Source organism: Sciscionella sediminilitoris (assembly GCF_000737195.2).
Taxonomy (GTDB): Bacteria; Actinomycetota; Actinomycetes; order Mycobacteriales; family Pseudonocardiaceae; genus Sciscionella; species Sciscionella sediminilitoris.
Genome location: NZ_JALM01000036.1, coordinates 17052 through 32836 on the forward strand (window position 1 = coordinate 17052; position 15785 = coordinate 32836).

General features: G+C 67.9%; 15 protein-coding genes. 12 read left to right on the forward strand and 3 right to left on the reverse strand.

Annotated features, from left to right (window positions below):
* The first annotated feature begins 71 nt into the window (after nucleotides 1-71).
* The 6 genes from AD72_RS16450 to AD72_RS16475 all read left to right on the forward strand — a co-directional run bounded on the left by AD72_RS16450 (nucleotide 72) and on the right by AD72_RS16475 (nucleotide 5107).
* Nucleotides 72-869 carry an alpha/beta fold hydrolase gene (locus tag AD72_RS16450; protein WP_031467399.1) on the forward strand — a complete coding sequence of 266 codons (798 nt, stop codon included), beginning with the start codon at nucleotides 72-74 and terminating at the stop codon, nucleotides 867-869.
* 26 nt (nucleotides 870-895) lie between these two features.
* Nucleotides 896-1594 carry a dienelactone hydrolase family protein gene (locus AD72_RS16455; protein ID WP_031467400.1) on the forward strand — a complete coding sequence of 233 codons (699 nt, stop codon included), beginning with the start codon at nucleotides 896-898 and terminating at the stop codon, nucleotides 1592-1594.
* Nucleotides 1591-2595 carry an NADP-dependent oxidoreductase gene (locus AD72_RS16460; RefSeq protein WP_031467401.1) on the forward strand — a complete coding sequence of 335 codons (1005 nt, stop codon included), beginning with the start codon at nucleotides 1591-1593 and terminating at the stop codon, nucleotides 2593-2595. The genes AD72_RS16455 and AD72_RS16460 overlap by 4 nt, the downstream gene beginning before the upstream one ends.
* The gene (locus tag AD72_RS16465) at nucleotides 2582-3754 is read left to right on the forward strand and encodes an FAD-dependent oxidoreductase (RefSeq protein WP_051898688.1); all 1173 of its coding nucleotides are present in this window, start codon (nucleotides 2582-2584) and stop codon (nucleotides 3752-3754) included. The genes AD72_RS16460 and AD72_RS16465 overlap by 14 nt, the downstream gene beginning before the upstream one ends.
* A 31-nt stretch (nucleotides 3755-3785) precedes the next feature.
* A complete protein-coding gene (locus AD72_RS36635; RefSeq protein ID WP_156365230.1) occupies nucleotides 3786-4358 on the forward strand; it encodes a hypothetical protein in 573 nt (190 codons plus the stop codon).
* Between the two features lie 71 nt (nucleotides 4359-4429).
* Complete coding sequence (locus AD72_RS16475; RefSeq protein WP_231644864.1) at nucleotides 4430-5107, forward strand: GntR family transcriptional regulator; 678 nt, start codon at nucleotides 4430-4432, stop codon at nucleotides 5105-5107.
* A gap of 108 nt (nucleotides 5108-5215) precedes the next feature.
* On the opposite strand, the gene AD72_RS16480 is transcribed toward AD72_RS16475, so the two are convergent.
* Both AD72_RS16480 and AD72_RS16485 read right to left on the reverse strand, forming a co-directional pair.
* Nucleotides 5216-6520: a citrate synthase gene (locus tag AD72_RS16480; RefSeq protein ID WP_031467405.1), complete on the reverse strand. Its 1305-nt coding sequence runs from the start codon at nucleotides 6518-6520 to the stop codon at nucleotides 5216-5218.
* A gap of 194 nt (nucleotides 6521-6714) precedes the next feature.
* Nucleotides 6715-7635 (reverse strand): carbohydrate kinase family protein, encoded by a 921-nt coding sequence (locus AD72_RS16485; RefSeq protein WP_031467406.1) that lies wholly within the window; start codon nucleotides 7633-7635, stop codon nucleotides 6715-6717.
* 71 nt (nucleotides 7636-7706) lie between these two features.
* On the opposite strand from AD72_RS16485, the gene AD72_RS16490 reads away from it, so the two are divergent.
* The 5 genes from AD72_RS16490 (at nucleotide 7707) to AD72_RS16510 (ending at nucleotide 13669) form a co-directional block, all read left to right on the forward strand.
* Nucleotides 7707-8849 carry an acyl-CoA dehydrogenase family protein gene (locus AD72_RS16490; RefSeq protein ID WP_031467407.1) on the forward strand — a complete coding sequence of 381 codons (1143 nt, stop codon included), beginning with the start codon at nucleotides 7707-7709 and terminating at the stop codon, nucleotides 8847-8849.
* Between the two features lie 84 nt (nucleotides 8850-8933).
* Nucleotides 8934-9557, forward strand: a complete 624-nt coding sequence (locus AD72_RS16495) for a GntR family transcriptional regulator (protein ID WP_031467408.1) — start codon at nucleotides 8934-8936, stop codon at nucleotides 9555-9557.
* Nucleotides 9554-10762 (forward strand): MFS transporter, encoded by a 1209-nt coding sequence (locus AD72_RS16500; protein WP_031467409.1) that lies wholly within the window; start codon nucleotides 9554-9556, stop codon nucleotides 10760-10762. The genes AD72_RS16495 and AD72_RS16500 overlap by 4 nt, the downstream gene beginning before the upstream one ends.
* Nucleotides 10763-10799: 37 nt before the next feature.
* A complete protein-coding gene (locus AD72_RS16505; RefSeq protein WP_031467410.1) occupies nucleotides 10800-13121 on the forward strand; it encodes a penicillin acylase family protein in 2322 nt (773 codons plus the stop codon).
* 47 nt (nucleotides 13122-13168) lie between these two features.
* Entirely contained in the window at nucleotides 13169-13669 is a 501-nt protein-coding gene (locus AD72_RS16510; RefSeq protein ID WP_031467411.1) for a GNAT family N-acetyltransferase, read from the forward strand.
* Nucleotides 13670-13844: 175 nt separating this feature from the next.
* Here the strand turns inward: AD72_RS16510 and mmuM are convergent, their stop codons facing one another.
* Nucleotides 13845-14723 carry a homocysteine S-methyltransferase gene (gene mmuM, locus AD72_RS16515; RefSeq protein WP_031467412.1) on the reverse strand — a complete coding sequence of 293 codons (879 nt, stop codon included), beginning with the start codon at nucleotides 14721-14723 and terminating at the stop codon, nucleotides 13845-13847.
* Between the two features lie 140 nt (nucleotides 14724-14863).
* Here mmuM and AD72_RS16520 point away from each other — a divergent pair, with 140 nt between their 5' ends.
* Entirely contained in the window at nucleotides 14864-15742 is an 879-nt protein-coding gene (locus AD72_RS16520; protein WP_031467413.1) for a Vgb family protein, read from the forward strand.
* Nucleotides 15743-15785: the final 43 nt, after the last annotated feature.

Consider the following 15785-nt stretch of genomic DNA (forward strand, 5'->3'; position numbering starts at 1 on the left):
CGTCTGTACTAATTGTTTCACACTATTGGGTGAGGCGTCGCTCACTCTGGTGATTGTGCTGGACTTGAGCCATGAATTCGCTCGCTTTGCCGGGTCATGCAGGAACCCTTGCCGTGCGGCACTGGCCGAATTCCTCCGCGCGATTCCTGGTCGTGCTCTCCCACGGTTACGGTGAGCACCTCGGCCGATACGGTCCGCTCGCGGAGGCGCTGTGCGCGGCGGGGGCCGCGGTGGTCGGCGCCGACCACGTGGGGCACGGGGAGTCCGAGGGGGAGCGGGTGCTCATCGAGGACTTCGAACCGGTCGTGGACGATGTGCGGCGCGTCGCGCAGTGGGCGGGCACCGAATATCCCGGCCTTCCGCTGGTGCTGCTCGGCCACTCGCTCGGCGGGATGATCGCCGCGCGGTACGCCCAGCGGTTCCCGGAGGATCTGACCGCGCTCGTGCTCTCCAGCCCGGTGCTGGGCACCTGGCAGGCGGTCGATCAGCTCGAGTACGACGAGATCCCGGACGAGCCGATCGATGTGTCCACGCTGTCCCGGGATCCGGCCGTCGGGCAGGCCTACACCCAGGACCCACTGGTCTGGCACGGCCCGTTCAAGCGCGCCACCCTCGAGGCGATCGACCGGTGCCTGACCACGATCGACTTCGACCATCCGCTCGGCGATGCGCTGCCCTGCCTGTGGGTGCACGGGGACGAGGACGAGCTGGTGCCGATCGCCGAGACCAGGACGGGCATGGACCGGATCCGGGGTCTCGCGTTCACCGAACGGATCTACCCAGGGGGCAGGCACGAACTGTTCAACGAGACCAATGCCGAGGAGGTCCGAGCTGACCTGATCGGGTTCCTGACACGGCTTCTCGGATGAGCTACCGGTGAGTACGGTCTTGGTGTATGGATATCACCGTTCCCACCATCTCCGGCGATCAGATCGACGGCTATCTCGCCGAGCCGCTGCGTGCCGGTAGCCATCCCGGTGTCGTGGTCATCCACGATGCGATCGGCCTCTCCGATGACACCAAGGCGATCACCGAGCGGTTCGCCAGCTCCGGTTATCTCGCACTCGCCCCGAACCTGTACAGCCGAGGCGGGATCCGGTGCATCAAGACCGTGTTCCGCGCCATGCTCTCCGGGCGGGGCCAGGCCTTCGACGATATCGACGCCGCACGCGGCCTGCTCGCCGATCGCCCGGACTGCACCGGAAAAGTGGGGGTCGTCGGATTCTGTATGGGTGGCGGGTTCGCGCTCGTCGCCGCCGCGAAAGGCTTCGACGCCTCGGCTCCGTACTACGGGCAGCTGCCCAAGGATCTCTCCGTCCTGGACGAGGCTTGCCCGATCGTGGCGAGCTTCGGCAAGAAGGACCGCACCCTTCCCAGAGCGGCGGAGAAACTGGAGACCGAACTGACCGAGCGGAACATCCCGCACGATGTCATGGAATATCCGAACGCCGGGCACAGTTTCGCCAACCGGATCGCCGGCCCGCTGAACGTGCTCGCGAAATTCACCGGATTCGGCTACTGCCACGAGGAGAGCGAGCACGCCTGGCGGCGGGTGCTTTCCTTTTTCGCTGAACACATGGAGGAACGAGAATGACCGAGAATGCCCGCGAATTTCACCTTGCGTCCCGGCCGAGCGGGTGGCCGAAGCTGGAGAACGTCACTCTGGTCGAGACCCCGCTTCCCGGGCTCGAGGACGGGCAGATCCTGGTGCGCAACGAGTTCATCAGCCTGGACCCGGCGATGCGCGGCTGGATGAACGAGGGGCGCAGTTATGCCCCGCCGTTTCAGGTCGGCAAGGCCATGTGGGGCGGCGCGGTCGGCGAGGTTCTCGAATCCCGCAGCGAGAAGTTCGCCGTAGGTGACCATGTGCTGCACGGCCTCGGCTGGCGGGACAAGGCCATCGTCTCCGCGGGCAGCGCGCGCAAGATCGACACCGCGGCCGCGCCCTCCTCGGCCTACCTCGGGGTGCTCGGTATGCCCGGGATGACCGCCTATGTGGGGCTGATTCGCATGGCGGAATTCAAGGAAGGGGATGTCGTCTTCGTGTCAGGCGCGGCCGGAGCGGTCGGTTCGCTCGCCGGTCAGCTCGCCAAGCAGTTCGGCGCGTCGAAGGTCATCGGCAGCGCGGGCTCGGCGGAGAAAGTCCGTTACCTGAAAGAGGAAGTCGGTTTCGACGAGGCCTTCAACTACAAGGACGCCCCGGTCGCCGAATCGCTGCGTGCCGCGGCTCCGGACGGCATCGACGTGTACTTCGACAACGTCGGCGGGGACCACCTCGAGGCCGCACTGTTCGCGATGAACGATTTCGGCCGGATCGCCGCATGTGGCGCGATCTCCCAGTACAACAACGAAAAGCCCGAGCCCGGACCGCGGAACCTGTTCTTCATCGTTTCGAAGCGGATCGCCATCCGCGGGTTCATCGTCAGCGACAACTACGATATGGCGGGCGAGTTCACCAAGGAGGTCGCCCCGCTCGTGGTCAACGGCAGCGTCAGCTACCGGGAGACCATTGTGGACGGTCTGGAGAACACCCCGCAGGCCTTCATCGACCTGTTGAGCGGGGCCAATACGGGCAAGATGCTTGTCCGTATCTGATGCCCTGAACGCCGCGCGGCGGGCGCGGGAACTGGAGGCGCTCGCCGCGGGGGAACGTGTCGACGTGCTCGTCGCCGGACAGGGCGCGGTAGCCGCGGCGACCGCGCTCGATGCCGCCGCGCGCGGGCTTTCGGTCTGTCTGCTGGCACCCGGTGACCTGGCCGCGGCGAGTTTTCCTGAACCACCGGTTTTCGCGCTGGGCAGGCGCGCGATGGCCGAGCAGGCGGCGCAGCTGCGGATCGCGCCCGCCTTGGTGCGCCCGCTGCCGGTCGTCTTTCCGTTGTACGGCGCGGATTCCGGGCGCTCGCTGGCCGCTCGCCTGCGGATCGCCGACGGGCAGCGGATCGGTGCCCGGATACCCGCGCGGCTGCTGCCACCCTCCAGGCGGATCCCGGTCGCCGAGGCACTTGCGCTGCTTCCCGGCCTGCGGCAAACCGATCTGCGTGGTGCGCTGCTCGCGTTCACCGTCTGGATCCCGGACTCGACCGGTTATGTTCTCGCCCTGTGCCGTACTGCCGCGGGTGCGGGGGCGCGGATCCTTTCCCACCTGCGCGCCGATGCGTTGCTGGCCACCGGCGCGCTCGCCACCGATCTGCGTACCGGGGCGCAGTGCTCGATCCGGGCGCGCGTGGTGATCCGGGTGACCGATCCGCACCGGCCGCGGTCCTGGTCCGTGCTGCCCGGTGACGAGCGGGCCGGTCTGGTCACCCGCTCCTCGAGCGCCTTTCCGCTCGATTCGCAGCACCTGCTGTTCGGGTCCACAGTGGACGGTTTGTGGGCGTGGCCGCGATACCGGGTGGATGCGCGGGACGGGATTCTCCTCGTGCATGGCGGGAACCAGCTGGGTGCCCGGGAGGTCGCCGATGCCGCGATCAGGGCGAGCGGGGTGACCGGTTCCCCTTGTGCGACAAGCGAACTGACCTTGTCCGGAACACAGAACAACGGAGCGGCCGCGCTCGCCGAACTGGATCCCGAACTCGGCAGGACCCTTCCGGGTACCACGCACACCGCGGCCGAGGTCGTACTCGCCGTGCGCAATGCGGGTGCGCTGGACGCCGAGGATGTGCTGGCCCACCGGCTCGGCTACGGCGTTGCGCGCTCACCGGAATTGGTTGCCACGGTGGCTGATCTGGTCAGTCGGACACTGAACGGACTGTGAATTAAATCAATTTGTGGTATCTCATGAATTCATGAGCACTGGGGTCGATGAGGATTCGCTTATCGAGGCGATCTGTGTTTGTGATCGGGAGCGGGCGCGGTTGGATGCGGTGACCGTGGATCGGGTGTATGCCTTGTGGTGTCGGCAAAAGCAGCGTTTCGAGGACCTGTTCACCGTGGGGTCCGTGATCGAAGAGCTGCGGCTACCGAAGCGGTCAGGTAGTGACCACGACCAGTCATCCTTGGTCCAGCCAGGTCAGCCGCGCGCGTACATCGGGAACTCCCGGCGCACCGGGCTTGGCGAACATTCGGAGAGCGTGCCCCCGAGTGGGGAGCCGGATCGGAACTTTCCGCGCGTCGACGATATCGAACACCAACCGAACGTGCTCTGGAAACTGCAGGCCCCAGCAGGCGATCCGGCCGTCCATGCGGTCGCCGAATTCCTGGGTTATGGCGAACAATCGCGGCTTGCACTCGGTCACGATGGTGTCCAGTATGGCGTCGAACGTGGCGCGATCGGCGACCGGTTCATCGGGGCAGTCCTCGGGCGGCCAAGGGTGCATCGTCGGGGGCTCCTCACTGTGCGGCTCACGCAACTCGTCTAAGTGGTATTGACCAATCTAGAAGTAGACTAGACTACTAGTCAAGTTCGAGTCCGCCGCATACGATGGAGCTGATGGCTGGAATCGAGACACCGCAGTATCAGCGGGTTGCCGCCCGGCTGCGTGAACGTATTCGCGCGGCCCAGATCGAACCTGGCCAGGTGTTGCCTTCGGAGCGCACGCTCGCGAGCGAGTACGAGATTTCCCGGCCGACGGTCCGCCAGGCGATTCAGCTGCTGCGCAATGAGGGGCTGGTGCACGTCGAACACGGCCGTGGTGCGATCGCGAGCCCTCGGCCGCGAATCGACCGGCTCGCGCGGACAGCACCGGAAGGGGAGTTCACCGGAACCTGGGCGGTGCGGGTGTGGTTCGAACCGGCCGATGCGCGGATCGCGGCGATCCTCGGCATCGAACCGGATATGGAGGTCACGGTGCGGGATCGGGTGCTGCGCGCCGATCGGCGGGCGGTCGTGCTCGCCACCGCCCGGCTGCCGAGGGAACTCACCCAGGGCACCGCACTGGAACAGACCGGGCCCTGTCCAGGGATCGAAGCGGCGACCGAATACACCGAGGAGGTGGGCGCCCGCATGCCGACCGCGGAGGAGCGCGCCGCGCTCGGCCTCGCCGACGGGATCCCGGTCCTGACCGTCACCCGCATCGCGAGCACCGGATCCAGGGTGCTCGAGGTGGACGAGCTGATCATGGTCGCCGACCGCTATCGGCTCGGCTACGGCTGGGCCGCGAAACGCTGAAACCCCGAAAACCCTTGCCCGGACAGCATTTCGCCCTGGTCACCGCGTGCACAAGGGGATGTCCCCTTGACGCGGCAGACCAGGGCGAGCGTGTGGTGCGCTGTCAGCTCAGCGCTTGTCCAGCTCCACGAAGTCGCGGGCGGCGGCACCCGTGTACAGCTGGCGCGGGCGGCCGATCTTGTTGGCCGGGTCGTTGATCATCTCCCGCCAGTGCGCGATCCAGCCGGGCAGCCGGCCGAGCGCGAACAGCACGGTGAACATCTTGGTCGGGAAGCCCATGGCCCGGTAGATGAGCCCGGTGTAGAAGTCGACGTTCGGGTAGAGCTTGCGCTCCACGAAGTAGTCGTCCTCGAGGGCCCGCTGCTCGAGCTTCTTGGCGATGTCGAGCAGTTCGTCGTCGCCACCGAGCTTGCCGATGATCCGCTCGGCGGTCGCGGCGATGATCTTCGCGCGCGGGTCGTAGTTCTTGTAGACCCGGTGCCCGAAGCCCATCAGCTTCACGCCGTCTTCCTTGTTCTTCACCTTCTTCACGAAGGTGTCCACATCACCGTGGTTGTCCCGGATGCCCTCGAGCATGTTGAGCACCGCGGCGTTCGCACCACCGTGCAGCGGGCCGAACAGGGCGTTGATGCCCGCGGAGATGGAGGCGAACAGGTTGGCCTCGGAGGAGCCGACGAGCCGCACGGTCGAGGTGGAGCAGTTCTGCTCGTGATCGGCGTGCAGGATGAACAGCAGGTCCAGCGCCTTGGCGAAATCGGGGTCGATCTCGTAGGGCTCCACGGGCAGCCCGAAGGTCATCCGCAGGAAGTTGTCCACCAGCCCCAGCGAGTTGTCCGGGTACAGGAAGGGCTGGCCCGCCGACTTCTTGTAGGCGTACGCGGCGATCGTCGGCAGCTTCGCGAGCAGGCGCACGGTGGACAGTTCGACGTTCGGTTCGTCGAAGGGGTTCAGCGAGTCCTGGTAGAAGGTCGACAAAGCGGACACCGCGGAGGAGAGCACCGGCATCGGGTGTGCGTCGCGGGGAAAGCCGTCGAAGAATCGCTTGAGGTCCTCGTGCAGCAAGGTGTGCCGCGCGATCCGCTCGGCGAAATCCTCGTATTGCGCCTTGGTCGGCAGTTCGCCGTAAATCAGCAGATACGAGACCTCGATGAAATTCGACCGCTCCGCGAGCTGTTCGATCGGGTACCCGCGGTAACGAAGAATACCCGCATCGCCATCGATATAGGTGATCTCCGAGGAGCACGAAGCGGTGTTCACGAAACCGGGATCAAGGGTCACGTATCCGGTCGACGCCAACAGTTTGCCCAGGTCGAGGCCCGGCGCGCCCTCGGTGGGCTGGCGTACCGCAAGCTCGTATTCACCATCGTCGTGGCGCAGCGCGACGGTTTGGGTTGGGTTGGCCGCGTCTGGCATGCACGTTCCTCTTCACGCGTTGGACGGGGCGTGCGCGCATGCGGACGTCTGGGAAACCGGTAGGTTCGCGACGGCCCGACCCGTACACCACCCCGTTGGGGTTTCAGTCCTAGTGTGTTCGATGCATACGCTAGTCTTCGCAGCGCGATTAAGCATAACGACGTGAGAAATCACGCAGCGTTCGGTGGCGATATTCACACCATTTCCGCTGCGTACGGGGGTTCCGCCGCGACGCGGGAAACGGTGATCGACGCGGCCTTTCCGGCATAGCGCAGCGCCTCGGACCACTGCTGGGCGGTCAGCGACTCGAGCGCGGCGCGGTCCTGGATCCCGTTCTTGTCCAGCCAGGCAAGCAAAGCCCCGTGCACGGTGTCCCCGGCGCCGATGGTGTCCGCGACCGTCACCGGCACCGCGGGCACCTCGATCCGGTCCCCGTTCGGAGTGCGCAGTTCGATGCCGTCCCCGCCCTTGGTGAACACCACGGCGGCCGGGCCCGAGGCGCACCACTGCTCGAGGGCTTCCTCGACCGGCTGGTCCCCGGCGAGCCATTCCGCGTCGACATCGGAGAGCTTGAGCACCCCGACCGAGGGCAGCCAGGAGCGGAACCGTGCACGGCAGGCCCCGGCATCGGAGATCAGCGCGGTCCGGATGTTCGGGTCGAGCATGGTGACGATCCCGCGGGCCGCTTCGCGATGCAGCATCACCTCGTAGGCGCTGGCCCCCGGTTCGAGCACCATGGCGCCGAAGCTGGCCAGCGACAGCGCGGTGACCTCGGCGGGCAGTGGGCCCGGATCGGTGAACAGCCGGTCCGCGGTGCCCGCGACGTAGAAGCTGTAGCTGGCCGTGCGCTGTTCGTCGAGCGAGACCACCGCCATCGTCGTCGGTTCCGGTCCGCGCTGCAGCAGTTCGGTGCGCACTCCGGACTCCTCGAGGCGGGCGAGCAGTTCGGCGCCGAACCGATCGGTGGAAAGGCGCGAGCAGAACGCGGTCGGCGAACCGAGGCGTCCGGCGGCGAGCGCGGCGTTGTACGGGCCGCCGCCGAGTGTCGGGTCCATCAGCCTCCCGTGCTCGGTTGGCACAAGGTCAACGAGCGATTCTCCGCCGACGACGATCACGTGGACTCCTTGGATACGGCGCGGGTAAAGTTCCCCGAGAAGATTACGTGGGGACTTTCGGAGGGTTTGTGGTGCCAGTCGAACGACTCCTGCCCAACCAGGAAGCGGCCGATCTGCTCAAGCTCGTCACCGAGATCGCGCGCGAGGAGCTTGCGCCGATCAGTGCCGAATACGAGGCGGCGGAACGGTTTCCGCGCGAGCAGTTCCGGCTGCTGGGGCGCAGCGGGCTGCTCGGCCTTCCGTACCAGGAGCGCTGGGGTGGTGCCGGGCTCGGTTACGAGGTGTACCTGGCCTGTCTCGAAGAGCTCGCCGCGGCCTGGATGACCGTCGGTGTCGGCCTTTCGGTGCACACCATGTCCTGCTACGCGCTCGCCGAGTACGGCACCGATGCGCAGCGGGATCGCTGGCTTCCGGACATGCTCGGCGGGGAGTTGCTCGGTGGCTACGCGCTTTCCGAGACGAACGCGGGTTCCGATCCGGCCTCGATGAGCACCCGCGCGGAGGCCGAGGGCGCGCGGTACCGGATCAACGGAACGAAGGCCTGGATCACGCACGGCGGGGTCGCCGACTACTACAAGTTGATGGCGCGCACCGGAGACGGTTCGCGCGGGATCTCCTGCTTCCTGGTGGACGCCGCGAGTCCGGGGCTCGAAGCCACACCACCGGAGAAGAAGATGGGGCTCACCGGTTCGCCGACCACCCAGCTGGTCTTCTCGAACGTCGAGGTGGACGCCGACCGGCTGCTCGGCGACGAGGGACAGGGGCTGCCGATCGCGTTGTCCGCGCTGGATTCCGGGCGCCTCGGCATCGCGGCCTGCGCGGTCGGCCTGGCCCGTGCCGCGCTCGACGAGGCGGTCGCCTATGCCAAGGGGCGCAACCAGTTCGGCCAGCCGATCGCCGATTTCCAGGGCATCGAATTCCTGCTCGCGGACATGGCGGCGGCCGTGGAGACCGCGCGCGCCATGTACGTGGACGCGGCCCGCCGCCGCGATGCCGGTCTGGCGTTCGCCAAGCAGGCATCGATCGCGAAACTCGTCGCGACCGATGCCGCCATGAAGGTGACCACGGACGCGGTCCAGGTGTTCGGCGGCGCCGGGTACACCCGCGACTTCCCGGTCGAGCGGTACATGCGCGAGGCGAAGGTGCCGCAGATCTTCGAGGGCACCAACCAGATCCAGCGCATGGTGATCGCCCGCCATTTGAAGAGCTCCTAGCGCCCTGTGACCACTGCCGCATTGGCGTGGTCACCGCGCGGAGATAGCATAGATACATGCTTGCATCTGTGCTGGGAGCCGATCGTGGTTGAGCCCGCGGCCGATCGCGCCTACGCGGTCACCAAGGAACTGGTCCTGACGGGGGAACTGCCGGGCGGGCACCTGTTCAGCGAGGGAGAGATCGCCGAACGCCTCGGGATCAGCCGAACCCCGGTCCGGGAAGCGTTTCTGCGCCTGCAGGCCGAGGATCTGCTCACCCTGATCCCGAAGCGTGGCGCCGTCGTGGTGCCGGTTCCGCCCGGCGAGGCCGAGGATGTGCTCGATGCGCGCGAGGCGATCGAGACCGCGGCGGTACGCAGGCTTGCCGCGCGCGGCGGGATCGAGGAGGCGGTGGAGCGGTTGCGCGCCGCGCTCGTGGTGCAGGAGGGGCACGCCGAACGCGATGACCTCGCTGCCTTCGCCGAGGCCGACGAATCCTTTCACCGCGCGATCGTCGAGGCCGGTGGGAACAAGCTGACCATGCGGTTCTACGTGACGCTCGCCGATCGGCAGCGGCGGATGAGCATGCACGCGCTCGGCCCCGGTCCCACGCCGTACGAGGTGGTGCTCACCGACCATCTCGGGCTGCTGCGCAAGGTGGAACAGGCCGATGTCCCCGGATTCGGCGCGGCGCTGCGCGAACACCTCGACCGGACGCACCGGCAATGACCGCGACACTCGATCAGCCGTCCGTCACCAGGACCGGCGGCTGGATCCCCGTGGCCGCGGCGATGTTCTGCTGTGGCTGGGGCGGAAACCAGTTCACCCCGCTGCTCGTCATGTACCGGGAGGCCGGGTACTCGGCGGTCACCGTGGACGTATTGCTCGGCGCCTATGTACTCGGCCTGGTTCCCGGGCTGCTGACCTCCGGACGGCTCGCGAACCGGTACGGGCGCAAACCGGTGCTGTTCGCGGGAACCCTGCTCTCCCTTGCCGCCTCGGTGCTGCTCGCCCTCGGTGAGCTCGGCCTCGGCTGGCTCGCCGCGGGGCGGTTGGTCTCCGGATTCGGGGTCGCCGTGGCGATGGCGGTCGGCTCCACCTGGGTCAAGGAGCTCGCGGACGCGGAGCCGGGCAGTGCGGCCGATCTGGGCACCCGGCGCGCGGCGCTGTGGCTCACCCTCGGGCTGTGTCTCGGCCCCGGAGTGGCCGGGGTGCTCGCCCAGTGGGCCCCGTTCCCGATGGAACTGCCCTATCTGGTGCACATCGTGCTCACGATCGCCGTGCTCGCGGTGCTTCCGGGGACCAGGGAAACCGGTGGCATCGAAGGGCCCTCCGGCGGATTCGGCCGGGTGCGCCATCCCCGGTTTCGCCGGGTGATCACGCCGATGGCTCCGTGGATCTTCGGTTCGCTCGGCATCGCGTACGCGACCATGCCGCAGGTCGTCGCGGACCGACTGGGCAACTGGGGGCTCGCGTACTCCACACTGCTCACGATCTGCGCGCTCGGTGCGGGAATCGGGATCCAGCCGATCGCGAAACGGCTCGACCGGCACACCAGTGCCCGCGCGGTCGTCGTGGCGATGATCGTGCTCACCCTCGGGCTCGTGGTCAGCGCGGTCGCCGCGATCTTCGATTCGCCCTGGCTCGCGCTCGGTACCGCGTTCGTGCTCGGTTTCGCCTACGGCATCGCGATCGTGGCGGGCCTGCTCGAACTGCAGCGGCTGGCCGGGAAGACGGATCTGGCCGAGCTGACCGGGGTCTACTACGCGCTCGCCTATGCCGGTTTCCTGCTTCCCGCGGTGCTCGCGGCGCTGAGCGCGGTGGTCAGCTACGTGGTGCTGCTGGTGGCGCTCGCCGTGTTCGCCGGGAGTGGCACGCTGTTCATTCTGCGGCATTCGCGGCGCCACCTTCCCGGAATTGGTTCCTTAGGATGATGTGCCCGGTGCCGGATCTGGCGTAACTTTCCGGGGTATGCGCAATCGGACGCTGCTCCTCGCATTGCTCACCGCCCTGGTCATCGGCATCGGCGCCACCCCGGCGACCGCGAGCGAGCAGGGATTGCCACCCGGCTCGCGCGCGGTCCTGCGCTACACCGAATACGGAATCCCGCACATCCTGGCGCGGGATTTCTCCGGTCTCGGGTACGGATCCGGATTCGCCGCGGCCAAGGACAACATCTGCACGCTCGCCGATGTCTATCTCTCGGTGCGCGGAGAACGGTCCCGGTTCCTCGGTGCCGAGGCGAAGCCGGACAGCGGGCTCACCGGCGCGAGGTCCAATGTGGACAGTGATGCCTTCTTCCGCTCGCTCGACGCGACGGGTGCGGTGCGCCGGATGCTCGCCGCCCCGCCGCCGTACGGCCCGCGTGCCGAGGTGCGCGAGCTGGTGCGCGGTTATGTGCAGGGCTACAACAAATACCTGGCCGCAGGGAAGATCGGCGATCCGCGCTGTGCCGGGAAACCCTGGGTTCGCCCGATCACCGAATTCGACGTGTACCGGCACGTCTACGCGACCACCGCGGGCGGGACGGACAGCTTCGCCGATGCGATGGTGAACGCGCGCCCGGACCCGGAAACCAGCCGCGGAAACGTGCTCGCCTCGGTGCGGAACAGTAACGCGAACCGGGATCGGGGCAGCAATGCGATCGCGATCGGCCGCGCGGGCAGCGCGCCGGGGCGCTCCAGCGTGCTGCTGGGCAACCCGCACTATCCCTGGCACGGTTCGCAGCGATTCTGGCAGAACCAGTTGACCATTCCGGGGAAGTTCGACGTGAGCGGGGCGAGCCTGCTCGGGTTCCCGCTCGTGCAGATCGGGCACAACGCGGATTTCGCGTGGAGTCACACGGTTTCCACCTCCGCGAACTACAGCCTGTTCGAGAATCCCACCGTGCCAGGGGATCCGCACAGCTATCTGGTGAACGGCAAACCGGAGCGGATGCGCGCCACCAGGGTGACCGTTCCGGTGCGGGATGCGAAACCGGTCAGCAAGACCGTGTACCGCACGCGCTACGGGCCGGTGGTGACGGCGATGCCCGATGGGACCGCGCTGCCCTGGGGGAAAACCGCGTATTCGGTGCACGATGTCAACGCGGCGAACATGCGGGCGCTCAACACCTGGTTCGGCCTGGACACCGCGCGGAACACGAAGGGAGCCGCGCAGGTTCTGCGGGCCACCCAGGGATCCCCGTGGGTGAACACGATCGCCAGCGACAGCCAGGGGAACGCGCTGTATTCGGATGTGCAGGCCTCGCCGAATGTCACCGATTCCGATGTGGCGCGCTGCGGGACCGCGCTCGGTAAGCAGCTCTACGCGGCGACCGGGACCGCAGTGCTGGACGGGGCCCGTTCGGACTGCGGCCCGGCAACCGATCCCGAGGCGGTTCAGCCCGGGCTGCTCGGCCCGGCGAAACAGCCGCAGCTGAGCCGCCCGGATTTCGTGACGAACTCCAATGACAGCGCCTGGTTGACCAATCCGGCCCAGCCGCTCACCGATTATCCGCGGACCATGGGCGATATCGGCACCCAGCGCAGCCTCCGCACCCAAGAGGGGACCCTGACCGCGCAGCGCCGGATCGCGGGTACGGATGGCTTGCCCGGCAAGGGATTCACCGAGGCGAATATGCGAGAGCTGCTGTTCCGGGACACCAGCAGGGCCGCGGTGCTCGCGGGACGGGACACCGCGCGGTTGTGCGCGGAACTCGAGCCCGGTTCGCCTGCCTGCTCCGCACTGTCCACATGGGATGGACGATTCTCCCTGCAGAGCAAGGGATCACTGTTGTTCCAGCGATTCTTCCTGAAGGTCGCCAAGCTCGGATCACCGTGGCTGGTGCCCTTCGATCCAGGGCACCCGTTGAGCACACCGAACACGCTGAACATCGGGGACCCGGGAGTGCGCAAGGCATTCCGGGACGCGGTCGGCGAACTGCGCGCGGCCGGGCTCGCGCTGGACACCTCGCTGGCCGCGGGGCAGTACGTCGTCCGCAACGGGGAACGCATCCCGATTCACGGCGGGCCGCAAGCACTCGGGGTGCTCGATGTGATCACGCCGCAGTGGGATCCCAAGCGCGGCAACACCGAGGTGGTGCACGGCTCCAGCTCCATTCAGTCGGTGGAGTTCACCGCGCGGGGGCCGCGGGCGTCCACGCTGCTCACCTATTCGCAGTCGGCCGATCCGAGCTCCCCGCACTACTCCGATCAGACCCGGCTGTTCTCGGCCGGGAAGTGGGTGCGCGACCGGTTCACCGCGGCCGAGATCGCGTCCGCGCCGGGGCTGCGGAACACCGTGCTGCGGTAACGTAGCCGTAACCCCGGTGTAGCGGGAAAGGCATACGCTGGACGGCCATGGGGTTGCTGATCAGGGACGCGGGCAAGGCGGATGCGGCGGCGTGCGCCGAGGTGTACGCGCCGTACGTACGGGACACCGTGATCTCGTTCGAGACGACACCACCGGGTGCCGGGGAAATGGCCGAACGCATCGCGGCGGCGCACCTGTGGCTGGTCGCCGAGGACGCGGGCACCGTGCTCGGTTATGCCTACGCTGGCCGGTTCATGGCGCGCGCCGCCTATCGATGGGCCTGCGAGGTGAGCGTCTACCTCGATCGGGAACACCGTCGTGCCGGGCTCGGCAAAGCACTGTACGGGGTGCTGCTGCCCCGGCTCGCCGCGCTCGGGTTCACCACGGCGGTCGCCGGGATGACGCTGCCCAACGAAGCGAGCGCCGGGCTGCACCGCGCCATGGGCTTCGAGCCGGTCGGCACCTATCGCCGGATCGGCTGGAAATTCGGCGCCTGGCACGATGTCGCTTGGACCCAGCTATCCCTTGTGGACGAAGAGCACGCCTGAGGACTCCGTGTCCCGCTGCGCCGCAGCGTCGGCGAAGTACCTTCGCATGAACGTCGGCGAAGTACCTTCACATGTCAGATCGACGTGGTTCTTTCCTCCGGCTTGCTGATCCCGGGTGCGGGTGTCCCGCAGAGGCACCGCCGACCCGACTCCCGCTCGCGACGGACGAGAGCCCTCAGACGCACTCTGCGGCCAGTTCGGCGATATCGCCCGCGCGAATCCGGCAGCAGCCGCCGATGATGCCCGCGCCCGCTTCGATCCAGGAACGCGCCTGTGCGGCGGAGAACCGGGAATCGCCGGTCCAGGTCCCGGTTTCCGCGTTCCACCCCTCACCGCTGTTCGGATAGGCGACCACCGTCTTCCCGGTGACCTCGGCGGCCAGTGCCACGGCCTCCGGAACCTCGTCGGGGGCGCAGCAGTTCACCCCGACCGCCACGACCTCGGGGACTTCCGCGGCGAGGGTGAACGCTTCGGCGAGCGGCTGTCCCGCCCGGGTGCGCCCCTCGGCGATGGTGAAGCTGAGCCAGGCGGGAACACCGAGACCGGGCAGCAGCCGCACCAAAGCGTCCGCCTCGTCCAGATCGGGAATCGTCTCGAGCGCGAGGAGATCCGGACCCGCCTCGGCGAGCGTTTCCAGCCTCGGCCGGTGCCATGCCGCGAGCTCGGGGACGCCGAGCCCGTAGCGGCCGCGGTATTCCGAGCCATCGGCGAGCACCGCCCCGTACGGCCCGACCGAGGCGGCGGTATAGCGGCGGATCCCGTCGACGGGCTCGGCCGCGCGGGCCAGTTCCACACTGCGCCGCAACAGGTTCCCGGTCTGTGCCGCGTCCAGCCCGCGTGCGGCGAAGCCTTCGAAACTGGCCTGGTAGCTCGCCGTCGTGGCGATGACCGCGCCCGCCGCGAAGAACGCCCGGTGCACCTCGGTGATCGCTTCCGGTTGTTCGAGCAGCACCCGCGCCGACCACAGCGGGTCGGACAGGTCCTGGCCGCGCGCCTCCAGCTCGGTCGCCAGCCCGCCGTCGGTCACGAGTACATTCCGCACAGGCGCGAGCATGCCCGAGGTGGCGCCGAACGTCGATCCCCACTGTGTACAAGTTATCCACAGACTCTGCACAAATCCGCTGACCTGGGGTTTGTCTGTGCACAACTGCATGAGGCCTGTGGATAACTCGGTGCGCGGCTAAGCTCGGCCACATGATCACCCGGATCCCGGTCGCCGATGGGGACAGCGCGCCGTACGGGATCGCGATCGGTCCGGATGGGCTCGCCTGGTTCACCGACATCGAGCACGGGCGGATCGGTACCGCGACGGGTGCGCTGTACCGCCTCGATCCGCCGGGGTCCCAGCCGCTCGTGCTCACCGCGGGCCCGGACGGAGCCCTGTGGTTCACCGAACGGCAGACGCACCGGATCGGCAGGATCACGGCCGAGGGCACGGTGCGTATGTTCGGCCTGCCGAGCGCGGATGCCGGGCCGTACGGCATCACGTGCGGTCCGGACGCGGCACTGTGGTTCACCGAGATGAACACCGACCGCATCGGCCGCTGCACGCCGGGCGGAGAGATCACGGAATTTCCCCTGCCCGGCACCGGAAACTTCCCCGCGATGATCACCTCCGGCCCGGAAAGCGCGCTGTGGTTCACCCTGAACCAGGCCAACGCGATCGCCAGCATGACGGTAGCGGGCGAGGTGCGCACCCATCCGCTGCCGACCGAGTCCGCCGGACCGGTCGGGATCGCGGCGGATTCCGGCGGTTGCTGGTTCACCGAACTGCTCGCCGACCGGATCGGCTGGATCGACGCCGCGGGACGGATCACCGAATTCCCGCTTCCCGAAGGCGCGAGCCGGCCGCACGCGGTCACTCCGGACGGTGCGGGCGGTTGCTGGTTCACCGCATGGGGTTCCGGGGCGCTCGGCCGGATCCACGCCGATGGCACCGTCGCGGTGCACCCGATCGCCCCGGACACCGAACCGCACGGGATCACCGTGGACGCGCACGGTTCGGTGTGGACCGCGCTCGAATCCGGGGAGCTCGCCCGCCTCGACCCGGCGACGCCGAACCGGTTGCCGTGACCGTTTTCCGCCAGCACCGGTCACGGAAGTCGGCGCAGGATCG

Bases quoted from the DNA above. Each gene is read 5' to 3' on its own strand.
- AD72_RS36635 (WP_156365230.1), top strand. From the start codon at position 3,786: ATGAGCACTGGGGTCGATGAGGATTCGCTTATCGAGGCGATCTGTGTT.
- AD72_RS16455 (WP_031467400.1), top strand. From the start codon at position 896: ATGGATATCACCGTTCCCACCATCTCCGGCGATCAGATCGACGGCTAT.
- mmuM (WP_031467412.1), bottom strand. From the start codon at position 14,723: ATGCTCGCGCCTGTGCGGAATGTACTCGTGACCGACGGCGGGCTGGCG.
- AD72_RS16460 (WP_031467401.1), top strand. From the start codon at position 1,591: ATGACCGAGAATGCCCGCGAATTTCACCTTGCGTCCCGGCCGAGCGGG.
- AD72_RS16520 (WP_031467413.1), top strand. From the start codon at position 14,864: ATGATCACCCGGATCCCGGTCGCCGATGGGGACAGCGCGCCGTACGGG.
- AD72_RS16480 (WP_031467405.1), bottom strand. From the start codon at position 6,520: ATGCCAGACGCGGCCAACCCAACCCAAACCGTCGCGCTGCGCCACGAC.
- AD72_RS16450 (WP_031467399.1), top strand. From the start codon at position 72: ATGAATTCGCTCGCTTTGCCGGGTCATGCAGGAACCCTTGCCGTGCGG.
- AD72_RS16500 (WP_031467409.1), top strand. From the start codon at position 9,554: ATGACCGCGACACTCGATCAGCCGTCCGTCACCAGGACCGGCGGCTGG.
- AD72_RS16505 (WP_031467410.1), top strand. From the start codon at position 10,800: ATGCGCAATCGGACGCTGCTCCTCGCATTGCTCACCGCCCTGGTCATC.
- AD72_RS16510 (WP_031467411.1), top strand. From the start codon at position 13,169: ATGGGGTTGCTGATCAGGGACGCGGGCAAGGCGGATGCGGCGGCGTGC.
- AD72_RS16475 (WP_231644864.1), top strand. From the start codon at position 4,430: ATGGCTGGAATCGAGACACCGCAGTATCAGCGGGTTGCCGCCCGGCTG.